This window comes from Paenibacillus sp. FSL W8-0186 (assembly GCF_037969765.1).
GTDB classification, from domain to species: Bacteria; Bacillota; Bacilli; order Paenibacillales; family Paenibacillaceae; genus Fontibacillus; species Fontibacillus woosongensis.
This window is the reverse complement of the sequence record NZ_CP150207.1, coordinates 1,309,980-1,325,989: the sequence shown is the minus strand read 5'-3', so window position 1 is coordinate 1,325,989 and position 16,010 is coordinate 1,309,980. Positions and strand designations below refer to the sequence as shown.

12 protein-coding genes are annotated in these 16,010 nt (G+C 53.9%); 1 reads left to right on the top strand and 11 read right to left on the bottom strand.

The features are described 5' to 3' along the window. Positions 1 to 4: 4 nt before the first annotated feature. The 10 genes from MKX50_RS05610 to MKX50_RS05565 all read right to left on the bottom strand — a co-directional run bounded on the left by MKX50_RS05610 (position 5) and on the right by MKX50_RS05565 (position 12,547). The gene (locus MKX50_RS05610) at positions 5 to 2,653 is read right to left on the bottom strand and encodes a molecular chaperone (protein ID WP_213592834.1); all 2,649 of its coding nucleotides are present in this window, start codon (positions 2,651 to 2,653) and stop codon (positions 5 to 7) included. 214 nt (positions 2,654 to 2,867) lie between these two features. Beyond that, entirely contained in the window at positions 2,868 to 3,566 is a 699-nt protein-coding gene (locus tag MKX50_RS05605) for an iron-dependent peroxidase (protein ID WP_339158687.1), read from the bottom strand. After that, complete coding sequence (locus MKX50_RS05600; RefSeq protein WP_339158685.1) at positions 3,557 to 4,843, bottom strand: normocyte-binding protein; 1,287 nt, start codon at positions 4,841 to 4,843, stop codon at positions 3,557 to 3,559. The genes MKX50_RS05605 and MKX50_RS05600 overlap by 10 nt, the downstream gene beginning before the upstream one ends. Further along, positions 4,840 to 6,675, bottom strand: coding sequence for a serine/threonine protein phosphatase (locus tag MKX50_RS05595; protein ID WP_339158683.1), 1,836 nt, complete (start codon positions 6,673 to 6,675; stop codon positions 4,840 to 4,842). The genes MKX50_RS05600 and MKX50_RS05595 overlap by 4 nt, the downstream gene beginning before the upstream one ends. 45 nt (positions 6,676 to 6,720) lie before the next feature. After that, complete coding sequence (locus MKX50_RS05590) at positions 6,721 to 7,605, bottom strand: PP2C family serine/threonine-protein phosphatase (protein ID WP_213593074.1); 885 nt, start codon at positions 7,603 to 7,605, stop codon at positions 6,721 to 6,723. Positions 7,606 to 7,625: 20 nt separating this feature from the next. Next, positions 7,626 to 8,144 (bottom strand): FHA domain-containing protein, encoded by a 519-nt coding sequence (locus MKX50_RS05585; protein WP_339158682.1) that lies wholly within the window; start codon positions 8,142 to 8,144, stop codon positions 7,626 to 7,628. A gap of 42 nt (positions 8,145 to 8,186) precedes the next feature. Continuing rightward, positions 8,187 to 8,726: an FHA domain-containing protein gene (locus MKX50_RS05580; protein WP_213592842.1), complete on the bottom strand. Its 540-nt coding sequence runs from the start codon at positions 8,724 to 8,726 to the stop codon at positions 8,187 to 8,189. Positions 8,727 to 8,765: 39 nt separating this feature from the next. Beyond that, a complete protein-coding gene (locus MKX50_RS05575; RefSeq protein ID WP_244996684.1) occupies positions 8,766 to 9,221 on the bottom strand; it encodes a J domain-containing protein in 456 nt (151 codons plus the stop codon). 122 nt (positions 9,222 to 9,343) lie between these two features. Beyond that, complete coding sequence (locus tag MKX50_RS05570) at positions 9,344 to 9,775, bottom strand: membrane-associated protease 1 (protein WP_110934058.1); 432 nt, start codon at positions 9,773 to 9,775, stop codon at positions 9,344 to 9,346. 603 nt (positions 9,776 to 10,378) lie between these two features. Continuing rightward, positions 10,379 to 12,547 (bottom strand): transcriptional regulator, encoded by a 2,169-nt coding sequence (locus MKX50_RS05565; protein ID WP_213592846.1) that lies wholly within the window; start codon positions 12,545 to 12,547, stop codon positions 10,379 to 10,381. A gap of 407 nt (positions 12,548 to 12,954) precedes the next feature. Here MKX50_RS05565 and MKX50_RS05560 point away from each other — a divergent pair, with 407 nt between their 5' ends. Beyond that, a complete protein-coding gene (locus MKX50_RS05560; RefSeq protein WP_339158678.1) occupies positions 12,955 to 15,057 on the top strand; it encodes a VWA domain-containing protein in 2,103 nt (700 codons plus the stop codon). On the opposite strand, the gene MKX50_RS05555 is transcribed toward MKX50_RS05560, so the two are convergent. Further along, positions 15,020 to 15,970, bottom strand: coding sequence for a serine/threonine-protein kinase (locus tag MKX50_RS05555; RefSeq protein WP_339158677.1), 951 nt, complete (start codon positions 15,968 to 15,970; stop codon positions 15,020 to 15,022). The two genes, MKX50_RS05560 and MKX50_RS05555, sit on opposite strands and share 38 nt — an antisense overlap. Positions 15,971 to 16,010 lie beyond the last annotated feature (40 nt).

Here is a 16,010-nt window from a genome sequence, read left to right as displayed (position 1 = left end):
CCCCCTACTTCGTCCCGTCAAAAAAGTCCAGCTCCGACCGGTCGCTCTCAAACGGGAACAGCTCCTTGCGGCCAAGCAGCAGCCCCTCGTTCTGCCGGGCAATCGGCAGAACGTAGAAGCCCCAGTGGTTGTCGTCCGCGAAGACAAAATACTTCGTCTCCCCGTTCACGATGGAGTCGGTATCGTCCTGCGGAATTTTGTCCCCATAGACCGCCTGAATATCCTCGTATTTCACGGACTGATAGTCCTTGGTCCGGTTATGGTACACATAGCTGTGACGCAATCCGCCGTCCGCTCCCCGCAAAAGGAACTCGATCTCCTGCGTATGGTACGGCCGCGAAATGAAGCCCAGCACCCGGTTCGTCCGCTCTAGGCTGGAGATGAGCTCCAGCTCGCGGCGGTCATGCGTATATGCGCTGACCGAGTACGGGATGACGGCCGCATGGTTCGTAATGCTCGTCTCGATGACGCCAGCCTTCCGCGCGTTCAAATAGCGGATCGCTCCGCGCAGGCAGGCCAGCTTCAGCTCGGGCACCCGGCCCTCGGCCGGCTTTTGCCGGAACTCGATGCTCCGTCCCGGGACGAATTCCTTCAGCGCCTCGCGGAACACCTCGATCCGGCATGATTGTCCCGTCAGCTTGATGATCGAGTATTCGCCCAGCACGCCGTCCTGATAGAAGCCGTCCAGGAACTTGCGCAGCACCTCGTAAATGTCGCCTTTGATCAGTTGGGTAATTTCCTTGATGTTGAACACGACATCCGGAATTTCATACTCGTCCTTCAGCTCGCCGCCCCGCGATACCGACAGGAACCAGCGCTCCATCGTCGTAATCTGCAAATCGTTATCCCGGCTGCCGTCCGCTTCCGCGTCGAAGCGGTTGCGCAGAATACCGGTTTTGCGGAAAAACTGCTGCTTCATTTCCTCGGCAATTTCCCACAGGAAATAGAAATTGCCGCGCACCCGGTAATATTCGTCCCGCGAGCGGTTCTCGTACATGGCGTAGGCTGTCGGAATCACCGCCTCCGCCTCCTGGTAGCGGCGCTCCAGCTCGGCATACACCGCCTCCACGCCGTTCGCATCCACCTCGCGGAACAGGTCGTTTGCCGGAATGTCGATCAAATCATCGATATCCGTCACCCGGCGCCGGCCGCCCGTGTAATAATCGGCGAAGACGATTTTCATGAACTGCATAATCCGATAGGTGATATTGTTGCCGCCGAAATGCGTATCCCCGTTCTCATACGTCGCATCCATCGCGATGCGATAGGACATATGCCCGTCCTCGACACGGAACCGGCAGGAGGAAAGATCCGTCGTCCCGCCCCCGCAGTCGATGACAAGCGCTTTATATTCCTCGCCCTCGATGAACAGATTCCGCTCCAGCCCATCGGCGATCGTGTTATACAGCACGGCCATTCCTTCGTCCAGCGCCTCCTCCTTCTCAATCCGGTAATCCGGCAGAATGGCGGAGAACATTTGGAGAAACGGCGCTTTCATTTTGACGGGGCTGGTAAAATGCAAATTTTTGAACTTGCATTTGAATTGATGCTCCGCCATCTGGATGACGTGTTTCAGATACGCCTGGATAATATCCTGACGCAGCACGGTTGCCGTGTTTCCCTCACTGTCCATTACCTCGATCGGCTTGTCGTAGTTGTTCACCCAACGCTTTAGCCCCTGAAAGACCGAAGCGCGGCTGCTGTAGCTGCTGCGGCGGATATTCAGCAGCGCCTCATGGCCGAACTGGTATTTCACCGCGGCCGGGTCCGAGCAATCCGCTACGCTTACCGCGGTAGGCAGCGCCTCGCTCCATTCCAGCTTCCGGTACGTCGGATCAGGGAACTTGACGAAGTTCACCTCATTGGAACGAATATGGCCGTTCAATACGTCGAGACTGCTTGGCGACTGCGCATATCCGCTGTACAAAAAAGCGCCGGCCGTCGTATTGGAAGTCCCGAAATCGATCGCCAGCACGGCATCCGTTGCCTGCAGCTCCCGGATGTCCAGATCGGCCAGCGGAATTTTATAATATTGGATTTGAATCGGCGGCAGAGCCTGGCTCTGATAATACGCCTTGTATATGTATTCTGAATCGCGCTTGCGCAGGAACAGCAGGCTGTACTGGCGGTTCGACGTCCGCTGCCATTCCATGCTGCTGTCCGCCGCCAAATAAAAGCTGCCCGCCTCGCCCTCCTCCTTGCGCAAATTAAGAATGCCGCAAAGCTCCATCCGGTCGTTGACGAGCAGCACATTGGACTCCGCAAACATCGCGGGAGCCTTTACTTTATAACCGTCACTCTTATCGATGGCGATTTCCGGGTAAATGACGATGCGGGCCGGAACGCTGATGCCCCCGTCCCCTTGCAGCGAGGCCTGCATATATTTGCGCATTACCGTCTTCACGCGCTCGAAGCCGCCTTCGCAGTACGGGCCAATGAACATCTCTTCGTCCGCGCCCAAATACTTCAGAATGACGCGGATCATCTCCTCCCGGTCGAGCCGATGGCTGAGCCCTTCCACGAGCCGTTCCCGGTAGCAAATATTACGCAGCTGGAAGGTGGTCATCTCGCTCAGCTCATCGTGCGTATAGCGGACCTTCCCGCGCACCCGCTGTTGGCTGGTGGAATCCGTGTACAGTTTATAACCCTTCATGCTTGATAAATTCCTCCTCCAAAATGGTTAGGGGCATCCTTTAAAACACCTTTTCAAAAATCAAATTTTCAGCACCGAGAAGGTTGAGTGAAGTCAGGACTGAGGAAGCGGAGCGTAGGCAAAACCTACGTGAGCACCGGAAGGAGTGAGTGAACTCAAGATTCGATGTCGCATATCCCCCTTGCCCTGCTTCGTGATCAAAATTTATCCCCCATTAATAGAGGGCGATTCGGTCCTGGATCATAGTATCCTCGGCATCGATAATCCCCACATGGCAATCCCAATACACCTCGGTGCGGTAGCGCACCGGGAGGAACAGCTCCATCAGCAGCTCCAGCTTCCGGCCGGCGAGCTCCGTCTTCTTCTGGCCGATGTAGAACAGCATCTCGTCCTTCTCCTCGCTGTTGACGTAAATCGTCGAGCGGCGGAAAATCCGGCTCACCGTGCTCCGCAGCAGGTTTAGCGTCTCGCCCGTGTCGTACATGCGGAGGATCGCGCAGGCGATCCACTCCCGCTCATCCCGCTCCAACAGGCCGATCCGCTCCTTCACCCGCTCGCCGAACGCCCCGGCCTCCAGGTCTCGCAGCACGAAGCGAATATGATATTCCCGCTTGTTCATCCCCTGCATGAAGTCCAGCTCCGCCAGGAAATGAATCAGAATATCAAACAGCGTGTGGCGGAATTCCTCGTCCTCGGTCAGGTTGATGTCGAGCAGATCGCGGAACACGTCGTAGAAGCGGTAGAACGGATTAACCTCGACCTCGATATGGTCGCCCGCTGCAGCATTCAGTTCCTCCAGGCTAAGCTCCATGTAAGGCGAGTACACCTTGGCCGGAAGGAAAGTAATATCCCGTTTTTGAATGCCGGCTTCCTTCGCCTGAACGAGCAAATCCCATATGTAATTCACGCCCATTCTCCTTCGCAGCGATATTCCGGGAACGACATCTGCACCTCGGACACCAGGAAGCTCATCATATCCTCCGCCAAATAACCCAGCTCCCTGCCGGAATCCCGGTAGTTGAACTTCAGGCACATCCGCCATTTTCCGTTATCCACCCGTACTTCGTCGGTAATAAACCGGTTCAGCTCATAGGTCAGCGCAGGGCGCGCGGACGGCGGACGAATCTCCACATCCACCAGCTCCAGCCATTCCGACACGGCAAAAGAATGAATGATCCGCACGATCTCGCCCTTCGAGCGCACGACCTGTCCCTGTCTGCGGCCATAGTTGCTGATGAAATCATCCCGCTGCCGGTTCGACATCAAGGCGTAGCTCAGCTTGCTCATGCTCGTACCGACCGGTTCAACCACCTTCAGCACCTGCCAGGCGTCAGATTTGTCGCGCGTCGATACGACAGTCAGCTCCTCCGGGGAACGCTTGATGTACCGGATACTGTCATCGTTGATATCGACGAGATAGCCATGCTGCAGCCCGCTGCTCCGCAGCGGCAGCGCATGCTCGAAATTCACGCGGTCGGCCGCGGGAACCGGGAAGCCCCCCGTCTTCAGCTCCAGGCGCTGAATGTTCCAGAGCGGCACCAGATCCGTTCTTTTATATTCTTCATATTCCTCCAGATGTACCGTAATTTCCTGAACTTCCTCTTCCTCCCCCAGCTGCAGCTCGCCCCCGACCAGAACGGCGTTCACGAACTTGTAGGCATAAGGATGATTGATCGTTCGCCAAGGAAGGCCATTGCTCAGAAACACATGGTACAGCTTTTCAATTTCACGTATGTATGTCATATTCCGCTCCAGCCTGATTTGAATGGCATGGCGGCCTCCGCTCGTCACCAGCTCTCCCCGGAACGTCCGGTCGCTGTAGAGCAGCTCCTGGATGACAGGATATGGGCACTCCAGAAAAAAAGAGAACAGCGGCAGCTCCTCCCCCTCTTTCAACCGGGCTACCAAGCTCTGCAAATCAATGCTGCGCGGCCCCGTATCCTCCGGAATCATCGGGAACAAATACTCGTGCAGCGGATCCCATTCCTCCCGGCGGCACATCGCCGCATAAATATCGTATTTGCTGTCCTGGTTGCCGACCTCCTCGAATACCCGCCGCTCGATCTGGCGATTGAGCTCCTCCTGATATTCGACCACGCCGAGGAACACGCTGCTCATCAAATTGCGCAGCATGCCGCGCTGCTGTAAATCCTCCATTTTGCTCAGCCGATCCATCACAATGTCCTTCATGATTCTCTACCTCCGCCCGGCGCCGCCGATGTATCCTGAATGCCATTTGTCGTGCTGCTGCCCGCTTCCGCCTGCTCCGAGCCAGAGGATGAACCCGTCCCCTGGCTATTCGGGCTCTGCGCCTGGCCCTGCGAATTTGCCGCGGGTGCCTGGCTGCTGCTGCCGTTATGGCTGGCAGCTCCGCCTCCGCCTGCAGTTGTTCCGGCAGCCCCATTCCATGCCGCCGCCCCGTTCGACCCCAGGTTGCTGGACAGTCCTGCACCCGAGTCCGTATTCTGCCCGGATGCCGGCACGATCGGATTGCGCTTCTCATCGGCTTTGGCAATCTTCCGCTCCATCGCCAGCACCCGCTCAAGCTTGTCGATTTCCTGGTACATTTCCTGGGCCAGCGTGTAAGCCTCAATCGCGGCGTTATAATCCAGCGCGGCTAGCGCGCGGTCGCCCTTCTTCTCTAAATTGTCAGCCTGAAGCGTCTTCGTCTCCCGGTGAATGTGGTTGATCTTGCCTTCGGCCTCTTCCATCTTCGTCTCCAGCTGCTTCTGGCCGCCCGGATAATTAGCCTCAATCGCCGCCCGGTACGCCTTTCTATACAGCTCCAGCGCGCTGTTGTAGTCCTGGTTCTGGAAGAGGATATCCCCTTCCTTCATCACTTCCGTCAGCTTCGCGACCGCTTCGCTGCGCTCGATCCGCGCCTCGATGTCCTCCACCTTGAACGGCTTGTACTTATCAGCCTCGCCAATCGCCTTCGTATAGCTGTCCACCGCCATATCGAAGCTGCCGTCCTTGACGTATTCGTCGCCATCCGTCACCGCCTGGGCCACGCGCTGCTTGTTGCGCAGCAGCTGAAAATGCAGCTTGTCCTTCAGCTTGCTGGCTGCGTTCTTGGCTTCGCTGTAAGCCTTCAGCGCCTTCGGATAATCTCCGGCGGATGCGTATTCGTCGCCTTCCTGCTCGTATTCTGTCATCAGGGCGACCGTCTCGGCCAGCTTGACCGCCTGCCTGTACTTCGCATACCAGATGCCGCCCCCGGCAAGCGCCAGGGTAAGCAGAATTATTCCGATGCGCATGATCCATTTCTTGCGGTTTTTTGGCTTCTCCGCAAACGTCTTATTCGCGTAAATCGCGGCAGCGGTGTAATTGTTCACCGTCTGCCGCTGCTTGCTGAGGACGATGTCCTCCAGCGTATCTGTCAAGCTGTCGGGATCACTCGATTCCGCTAGTGCATCGAGCATTTCCGGCAGCTCGACCTCTTCCCAAATTCCCGGCGTGCACAGCAGAAGCACATCCCCGTCGGAAAGCGGGGTTTTCTCCGATATATAGGGCTCGAACCGGTCCGGCCGCCCCATGTAATTCAGCAGGTTTCCGCGTTCCTCATGGCTGGACAGCCTGTCCTCGGACACTCTACCGTCCTCCAGAAGGAGCTGCGCCAGGCTCTGGTCCTTCGAACGCAAATTAAGCCGCCCGCCGCGAAAATGATACAACCGCGCATTGCCGCAGCTCGCCCACACCATCTTCGTATAATTCGTCACGACGACGAGCACGCTCGCCTTAAGCCGAACTCTGCGGCTCTCGAACTTCAGCCACTCATGGGCCGCCTCCAGATCCTGCTGGATCTTCTTGCGCGACAAAGACGGCTTCGCCATAAAATTCTCCAGGATAACGCTGACCGCCATTTTCGCGCTAAGCACCTCTCGATCCGTATCGAGGCCATCCGCAATCACGTAGCAAGCCATGTCCTCGAGCTCCACGAAGGCAAAATAATCTCTGTTGTCGATAAACGAACCCGCTTCCGAGACAAATGCGGTCTTGAAATCGCTGTTCTCCTTTCTCATGTGTCCCTCCGTTTCCCCCGTCCTGCTGCGAGAATAATGATGTGATTAGATCACTTGCAAAATAATGACCGTAGCGTTGTCCTGATGCTTGTATTTCTTGCGCTCGATGAGGCTGATCATTTCCTCCGCGGCATCCTGCGGGTGCAGGCCCTGCATCAGAATCTGCTCCATCTCCACCTCGGTAAGCGCATCGTATACCCCGTCGCTGCACAGAATGATCGTGTCATTCGCCTGCAGAGGCACCGGTTCGCCGACCTCCATGCTTTGGAAGCCGCCATACCCCAAATAATTGATCAGCTGGTTGCGGTTCGGATTCTCCTTCGCTTCCTCTTTGCTGATTTCACCGGCCAAATACCTGGCTTCGAGCACCGATTCCAGCGTGTGCTTGGAGTTGATCGGCATGAATTCGCCGTCCCGGAACAGAATGAGCATGCTGTCCCCAACCGCTCCCCAATGCAATAATCCTCCAGACACAATTCCGACGACGAGCGTGGTTCCCCCGGTCGCTCCGCCCAGCTGCTCCATAATTGCCCGGTTGCTGATCAGAGCCGCTTTGTGAAAATACTCGGGAATATCCGCCGGATCATCCACTTTTAAATACTCCCTTGAGAACATCGTGACGGCCAGCGTGCTGGCCATTCGCCCATACGACAATCCGCTTATGCCATCGGCGATCGCCGCCATCGTTCCGATGCGCGTCGTCGAGCTTGAGAAGTAGTCGTCCTGCTCGTCCCGCTTGCCGATCGTCTGGGCATTCCCGATTTTGACCGTTTCAATGATGTCTGGAATATACATGGGTTCGGTATCTTCGCCGGGAATCTCCGCCACAGGGCTCGTCCGCAGCTTCTGCCGCAGCACAAGCAGCACGGCGACTACGATCAGCGCAGCCGCAACGATTCCGTATGATTCGATAAAACTCCAATCCTCCATCATGACCATCCGTTCTTTGATTAACTGTTATCCCACTCGAAATGTGGACCGCATAAAGGCACGAACACGAATTTGCTGCGGCCGAGCTGGATTAAATCATAGGCGTTAAGCTCAACCGGCGTGTATACCGCTTCATTGTTGTGGTAAGCCAGCCCCGAAGCATCACCGGGAAGCAGATAGAAATTGCGCTTCTTCGGGTCATAGACGATGACGGCATGATTGCGTCTGGATACCGCGTTGTCCCCAATGATTCGGATTTGCATTTCCTCCGCGCGGCCGATAAAGTTTTTCTCAGCCAGAATGCGGTAATCCTGCCCCATTTGCGGGCCTTCGACGCAGACCAGCCAGCCCGTTACGGGCTGAATTCCTGTTGTCTCTCCCAGATAAGGCATCGTCTTCTCTTCCATATCCTCCGCGATCTGGGGTCTGCGCGATTCGTTCCGCGAAGGCTGCTCTAGCGTCGTATTGCAATATGGACAAGTGTTGCCATGCTTCCGCGTACTGAACATGTGTCCATTCAGGCATCTCGTCAAGCTCATCTTCGATTCATTCCCCCATATGTAAGTAAGTGTATTTCCCCGTTATTTGACCAACAGCCTTGTATTGGCGATAAAAATCAGATCTCCCGGGCCGATTTCCACCGGCTCTTCGACAATCAGCCGCTTCGCATCGCTGCGTCCTGCTTTGCGAATGCCTGTCCCGCTGTGGGATTCCGCATCCTCAATGAACCACTGGTCGCCGACGCGATTCAAGACAGCATGCTCGGAACTCACGAGCGACGCATACTCGCTGTCCGACAAATCTATGTCAACCTCGCCGCTCTGCGTATTTTTTCCGATGAGAACCGAGGTCTCTCCCTTGACGTACCATTCTTTTACGCGCTCTCCGTCATCATCGAGCAGCACGATCTTTGTGACCGCTTCCCTCGCCAGGGACGGCTTGGCATGGGGACGGCCTCCGGTCCAAATCACTACGCTGGCAATCACGGCCGCTCCCGCGACGATGGACATTTGCCATGTATAATGCAAAGGACGGAGCAGGGCATACAGCACCATACCGGCTAATATTACGTACAGCAGCAGATCGATGAGTGTAATCCATTTGTGGTTCTCCGGCTTCAAAGCGCTCCCCCCGTCAATGTTGTATGTATGCTAAATGCGTTATTTTCGATAGCCAAAAAATTGATTGAAGATTCCTGTCGTATCCAGCGGATTTTTCTCGCTGGCTTCCTTGCTCTGGGCATCCGTCTGCCCCTTGGGCGACATCCCAAAAAACTGCTCGAATTGCTTGCGCATCGCGGCCGGGTCAAAGCCCTCCGCCTCCATCTTCCCGGACGCCGCGTCAGACGTCCTCTGGCCTTGCCCTTGCTGCGGCCTGCCGCTTCTCTGCCCCGAACCCTGGTTCGGGTTAGCCAGCTTCTCATCGTATGCCGCGCGAAGCTGTTCGTCGCTCAAAGTCTCGTAAGCCTCGACAATTAGCTTGAACTTGGCTTCCGCCTCCGCGTTGCCTGGATTGACATCCGGATGATATTGCTTGGCCAGCTTGCGGTATGCCTGCCTGATCTCTGCCGCCGTTGCCTGCCGGGAAACTCCGAGCTGGGCATAATAGTCGGTCACGTTCAACGCGTTCCCCCGCTTTCGGTTGTGCTTGTGCTAGCGTGCGATTGCATCAAGGTATAGTAAATCTCAAGGGGCTTGGCCCCTTGAGATCGCTAGCTATCCTGGTACTATGAGTGCAATTAGTTGCTTGCGTCGTAGCCGCCGTTCAGTTTGGCCAGCTCCGTTTTGTCTTTCTTCTGCTTCACGTACAGCTCGAAAGTACCTACGCCTTCTGTGTCGCCGAATGTTTCTTTGTAATCCACCACGAACGCGTTAGGGAAAGTGATCTCCCGAACAACTTGATCCGCTGCGATAACCTCAAGCGTTAGCTTGCGGTAGCAGTCTGCTTTCTCAGCAGGAACCAGGGACCACAATGCCAGCTTCAGAGTGTCGTCCGCTTTGTCGCCATCGGTAGCCGTAATGATTTTACCGCTGATTTTCAAAGTGGAGCCTACATCGGTGGATCTAGCGTTGGAATCGTCCGGTGTATCCGTGTCATAAATTACTTTTTGAATGTTGTCCATTCCGAGCTCGATCGTTTCGGCTCCTTCTACTTTCAATCTGAATCCCATAAGTAAATCCTCCTCAAAATAAAATGATATTGGTCCGGGCGATACAGCCTGCCCGAAATTTATGTAACGAGACGAGCCGATGAAGGATCGTCTCCTACATACAAATTATGTTATTACTTCCTGATAAAAGTGGCACCTATCAAATTCAATAGGTCTCCGTCATTATTTCCCTGCTCCAAAAGTCGTTTCCGTGAAGTTTCGGCTGAATTCAAGATTCGACGCCGAGCTACTCCCAGTCCCCGCTTCGTGATCAGAAATTGTTTTTCGGACCTTAAATCAGATTCAAAAAACGGCTTTTCAGCACCGAGAAGATTGGATGAAGCTAGGGACTGAGGAACGGAGTGTAGGAAAATCCTACATGAGTCCCGGAAGGCCCGGGTGAATTCAAGATTCGACGCCGAGCTACCACCAGTCACCGCTTCGTGATCAAAAGCCCTCTTCGAATTACCTCTAGGCAACTTTTCAGCACCGAGAAGGTTGGATGAAGACGAAACTGAGGAGCGGAGCGTAGGCAAAACCTACGTGAGCACCGGAAGTTTCGGCTGAATTCAAGATTCGACGCCGAATATTCTCCCAGTCCCCGCTTCGTGATCAAAAGTTGCCTTAGACTTTGACTGGGCTGGTGCCTTTGGTGATCATTACTTCCAAATTCTTCACATTACCGTTATAGATCAGGTCAATGTGGCACAGATTGTTCTTCTCGTCGATCACATAGTTCATGTCATCGCCGTCATGAATGATTGAATTTATGAAACCGCGCTTGGCCAGCCACATGCTCTTCTGGCTGCTCGGGTTGTTGCTGAAAAATTTAATAATGTTCTCATGCTTAAAGTCCGCGGTCTGGAAGCGGAGAATCCGCTCTATGTATGTGCTAACCAAGGTTTTGTAAATCGAGTCGAACCCGTCCTCGGACGCGGCCAAGCTTCTCGCCTTGTACACCGTAATCCGGCGAATGTCTTTGCCTTGCAGCTGGGCATTCTCCGACGAGAAAATAAAGCCGAAGTTCTTCCGGTTGATCGAATCCTTGATCGTATTCGTGAAGCCGGTAATCTCCTTGGCCATCGTCGTTACGGCCCGCAGGCTGTTCTCGCCCGCTTCGATGTCAAAGCGCACGCCAGGGAATTCTTTGCTCGTGTTCTTGAAGGATTCCTTCAAGTATTCCGGACATTGATATGCCGCCACGATTCCCGCAGCTACATAGGACGCGCCTACGTATACGCCCTCGATCCACAGCTTGAGAATGTCCTCTTTCTCCTTGGAGAGCTGAGCGCCGTTTTCGGTCTGCACCATGCGGCTGTCGATGACAACCCCGGACTTTTCCTTCGGAATGACCGTAAAGTTCGGGATACACGGAATGGCATATTCGCTGTATTCCTTGCGGATCAGCGGCGCGCATTTGTCGATGTATTTGTCGATTCCTGCGGTAGCCATGTTGTTAAATGTCGTCTCTTCACCCGACTCGAAGCTGAAGAAAATTTGCACCTTGAAGTCTTTGACGACCTGCATAAGCATCGACAACGATTCCATCGTGTTGCCGTCCTGCTTGGCAATTTTCTCGTTGCCCTTGAAGCGCTCGCGGGTAACCTTCACCTTGCCGGCTGTCTCCAGCTCTACGGAAGGCACAATGCCGAACCAGATCGTATCGCTGAAATCATTCTTGGAGTTCACCGTGTTCAGGTAGGTCTCCAGACGAGGAATGTTCGCGCTCTTCACGATCATATCGAGCTTCGTATTTGTCACAAGCAGAGAAGGAGCCATGCCCTTGTTCTTGACCGCATATTGGTCAAAGAACATTTTCACGCCGAGAATTTTCTCGACCAGCGGCTTCACTGTTTTGACGAAATCATCTTTTGCCGTTTTGTAGAATTCCAGATACGTGTTGTAGTTCTGTACCTCTGTCTCCAGATCAATATCTGTACTTACAGCCGGCAGCGGGCTGAATGTGCGAACCACCAGATCCTTCACATAACCGGACGGAGACTCTGTGATCGAGTTATAGTCTTCTTCGAAGACTTGAGCCAGGTCATTGGAGCTGCTCTCATCCAGCAGCACGAGCTCCGTGCTCTCGCCCTTCGGCGCCTCGATGATTTTCAGCTCGCCGCTCTCCCCGATCGTGAGCATACCGATTTGTACAGCTTCGGCATCCTGTTCCTCGTTCGAGCTGCCCAGCAGAAGCCGCGTCTTGATATCCTCGATCGCGAGCGGAAGCATTGCCATCACGTTGTTGTAATTGGCGCTCGCTTCTTCGAACATCGCGTTCAGCTTGTCCCCCATATCCAGCTTCTTCGGATCTTCGTCATCCAGCTTCTCGTATTGACCATACATGTAATGGATTTCCTTCCGAACCTGGCGAATGTCGTCCATGACTTTCTTCGGAGAGATCATGTCGAGCAGATGCTCGAATCTGAAATCCACGTTGGTCATCCCTTGGCTTCGTTTCGTGTCGATCAGCGTGAACAGCATTTTCAGGAAATCGTTGTGTTGATCGATCCGGATCTCGGAGATCGCTTCCTCGGCAATTCCTTCGGGCTTCTTCAGCATGTAGACGACCTTTTGGTTAGCCGCGTTGAAGAATGAGTACACCGTCGGCGAGAACTTGTCCAGAAACTCATCGAAGCTCCGCACCAATAGCTGGCTGTTAATCTCCTTGATTTTGTCGTCGCTTAGGCTGTCAATGCCTTTGACATCACCCACGATGGTAATCAGGTCCAGCTTCTCGGGATTGATCTCCTCGAACAGCATCGTTCGATTGGTCTGATTGATAATATCCATTGTCGTAATTCCTCCTCCCGTTTCTACAAAAGCGCAGCCGGCCTGATGAAATCTCGGATTCATTCCCATGCCGGACGCTTGTACTACTGATTTTTCGACAGTATCCGACTATCGTACCTGGATACATGAGTCGCTTGACCGGGAGGCGATACACTCCACCCGGGTCTCGAGGGTATTATCAGACACGTCAATACGAATTGTCAATATATTGAATTGTTGAGGTATTCAGGGACTAAAGAACCTTATACCCATATTTTCAAGGGAATTATATCCAATCAAAGACCTATTTTCTGGAATTATATACAATATTCAAGCTCTGATTCCGATATAAGTTTAAATATACATATTTGAGCGACTATTTTCGCTCTATTTCAACACTATATAGTACATAAGGCGGGTATCGGTAAATGAGGCAAAAAAAGCAAAAACAATCATCAACCAAACTTTTGACGAGTAGGACTTTTATCCTGATTTTTGTTTTTACGTTTTTTACGTCAATTTTTCACAATTCGGCCAGCATTTCTGCAAATTCCTTACAAGAATACCAATCTGACGCTTTTGACGCGGTCTTTGTTTTGGATACAAGCTACTCCATGAATCATGCCGATCCAAACAAAACGGCCAGCGAGGTCATTCATATGTTCATGGATATGAGCGAAGCAAGCAGGACGCGAGTAGGCTTTGTGGCATACAACCATCAGATTGTGGCCTCCAAGCCGCTGACTTCGATTTCCGTTGCGGCGAACAAAACGGAGCTGAAGCAGAAAATTGCCGGACTGCGCCGAAGCGGATACACCGATTTAGGACTGGGTTTGAACACGGGCGGGAACTTAATTTCTTCAAAAGCAGCTGAAGGTGAGGGGAGCGGACGCAAGCCGTTCGTCATTCTGCTCTCGGACGGGGAAACCGACTTTGGCCCCGGATATTCCAAACGGACGGCCGCCGATTCGGCCAAGGATGTAGATAAAGCAATCGCCAAGGCGCAGAAGGACGGTTATCCGATCTACACCATCGGACTGAACCATGACGGGACGGTCAATCCCGATGAGCTGGAGCGGATCTCGAAGGAAACGGGAGGCGCATCGTATATTACCAGCAGCGCGGACGATCTGCCGGAGATTTTCAATCGGATTTTTGCGGCGGAAATGAGGTCGGTACTGCTTCCGGTGGCTGGCGTTACCGCTACGGGACAACTGCAGGAGGTGCAGGTCGATATTCCTAATTCCAGCATGCGGGAAGCCAATATCATACTGCTCTCCGAGCATTCGCTCAAAGAGACGCAGCTGTTCTACAGCTCGGAGAACATTCGCATGTTCAAATCCGGAAGCTATACGCTGATCAAGGTATCACAGCCAAAGAAAGGAACGGCCAAGCTCAAATTCAGAGGGACACCTGGGGATCTCGTCAAAATCAATCTGCTCGGCAGCTACGAGATGGAGGCCCATGCCGCGATCACCAGCAAAAATGCGATCAAGGGACAGCCTACCGGCATCGAGGCCAAGCTGGTCCACCCGGCGGCGAATGAGCCGCTAACGGAACAGGAACTTTACGACTCCCTGCAGGGTCAACTGATCGTTACCGACCTGCAGACGAACAAAGACACAATGGTGGATATGAAAAATGAAGGAACACGCTTCTATGCCGAGTACGTGTTTCCTTCTTCAGGCCAATACAAATGGCAGGTAAAAATGGACGGGCCAAGCTTCTACAGGCATAGCGCCGTCCATGAACAGAAGATCGTCAATCTTGCACCTACTGTCCATGGCAGCGAACACGTGGAGGTCATCAAAGAAGATGGGCAAGCCATGCTGGCATTAAGCGACTTATTCCTCGACGAGAACGGGGACGAATTAACGTATCAACTGCACCGTGGCGCCCCGGACAAAACAGTAAGTCCCGAGCTTCAAAACGGCATGCTCGCTTTGTCGCCGTTAAAAACCGGACAGACCCAGATTACGCTGACGGCTACCGATTCGGAGGGCGGCTCGGCCACCGCGGTCCTGAACGTTCAAGTCAAATCAAAATATACGGTACTGAAATGGTCTATCGCCGGAGGCATTCTGCTGCTTGCCGCCGCTGCCGGTTTATTCTTATGGCTTCGGCCGAAACCGGGCTTTACCGGCAAGCTGGAAGGATATTTCCTTGCAACAGCCAGCGGAAGCGAAGTGCCGGTCAAGTCTTGGCCGCTCACCTCGTTTGAGGGGCGGAAGGTCACGCTCCTTGAGTTGTTCGTAAGCCTCGACGTTCATGAGCCGCTCCCGGAAGCCGAGCACATCGTCTTTACGCCGGGAAAAGACGGCAAGCTGATCGTGAAGAACACATCGCGCTCTTCCCTTGTCCGCAACCGCACGCCGCTGCCGAAGGACAAAAAAGAAGCCCTCGAATATAATGACAAGCTGTACATTACATTCGAGGACGGCATTACCGAAATCGAGCTGCGTTATAAGGCGATTAAGCCTGCGACGAATATTTTTATCCGGAGCGGCTCTTCCGGCGAACAGACGGGCTAGTCACGTATTCCATCGTAATCGCTGCCTTGAACCATTTAAGGGATGAACAGCGCTTGTCCGGGGATACGATGAGCCCGCGTTGGATCGCTCGGGACAGGAACGGCCAGCCGCGCTTCAGCCCGGCGCTGACCGGCTTCAGGCGGTCGTCGAACAGCCGCTTGCGGACATCGGTCGGCGCTGTGCCGCGGCAGCAGTAATACAATAAAGCCGCCAGGCTGTAAATATCGCTAACCGGACCTTGCTTGGACTGCTCGGAATAGAGCTCCAGCGGCGAATAACCTGCCGTCGTCAGAATCGGATGCGCGCCGCTTTCCGCAAAGCGTACGGCCGAGCCGAAATCAAGCAGCTTCGCACGACCCTCCTGGTCGATCATAATATTGCCCGGCTTCAAGTCACGATGAATGACTCCCTGCTGATGAAGATGCTCCAGCGTCTCGATCAACGGAAGCATCGTCCTGTACAGGAAGCCGGGCTCTATCATGTCTGGACGTCCGCCGACCATTTCCGCCAGCGTCATTCCTTCGATGAACTCCATGACGATATAGACGGTGCCATTTTGTTCAAATTGATCGATACAGCGGACCACGCCGGGATGCTCGCAGGCCTTAAGAAGGACTGCTTCATTGATAAATGCATTCCTCAGCGCTTCATACTTGTCGTGCGGCACGCCGGATAAACGGCGTACGGAACTGCCATCCTTCCCTCTGCGCACAAGCGCCTTCGGGAAGAACTCTTTAATTACGCACTTCATTTCCTGTTCTTCGCTTCTGGCCACATATACTATGGCCAGCTCGCTCGTTGAAATTGTGCTGCGGACCCGGTAGGTCCGCTGCTCCTTGCCGGACTCCGCGCTATGCAATCGCGCATTCCGGCGCAAACCACCTGCGTCATTCCCCAATAAACCTTTATTCACTGTCAACCTCCGTGAACGAACGTTATGTATATCCTCATCT

What these genes read in the sequence shown, in the direction of transcription:
- MKX50_RS05600 (WP_339158685.1), bottom strand. Translation starts at nt 4,843, where the DNA reads ATGAAGGACATTGTGATGGATCGGCTGAGCAAAATGGAGGATTTACAG.
- MKX50_RS05560 (WP_339158678.1), top strand. Translation starts at nt 12,955, where the DNA reads ATGAGGCAAAAAAAGCAAAAACAATCATCAACCAAACTTTTGACGAGT.
- MKX50_RS05585 (WP_339158682.1), bottom strand. Translation starts at nt 8,144, where the DNA reads ATGAGCTTGACGAGATGCCTGAATGGACACATGTTCAGTACGCGGAAG.
- MKX50_RS05570 (WP_110934058.1), bottom strand. Translation starts at nt 9,775, where the DNA reads ATGGGATTCAGATTGAAAGTAGAAGGAGCCGAAACGATCGAGCTCGGA.
- MKX50_RS05610 (WP_213592834.1), bottom strand. Translation starts at nt 2,653, where the DNA reads ATGAAGGGTTATAAACTGTACACGGATTCCACCAGCCAACAGCGGGTG.
- MKX50_RS05590 (WP_213593074.1), bottom strand. Translation starts at nt 7,605, where the DNA reads ATGGAGGATTGGAGTTTTATCGAATCATACGGAATCGTTGCGGCTGCG.
- MKX50_RS05595 (WP_339158683.1), bottom strand. Translation starts at nt 6,675, where the DNA reads ATGAGAAAGGAGAACAGCGATTTCAAGACCGCATTTGTCTCGGAAGCG.
- MKX50_RS05565 (WP_213592846.1), bottom strand. Translation starts at nt 12,547, where the DNA reads ATGGATATTATCAATCAGACCAATCGAACGATGCTGTTCGAGGAGATC.
- MKX50_RS05605 (WP_339158687.1), bottom strand. Translation starts at nt 3,566, where the DNA reads ATGGGCGTGAATTACATATGGGATTTGCTCGTTCAGGCGAAGGAAGCC.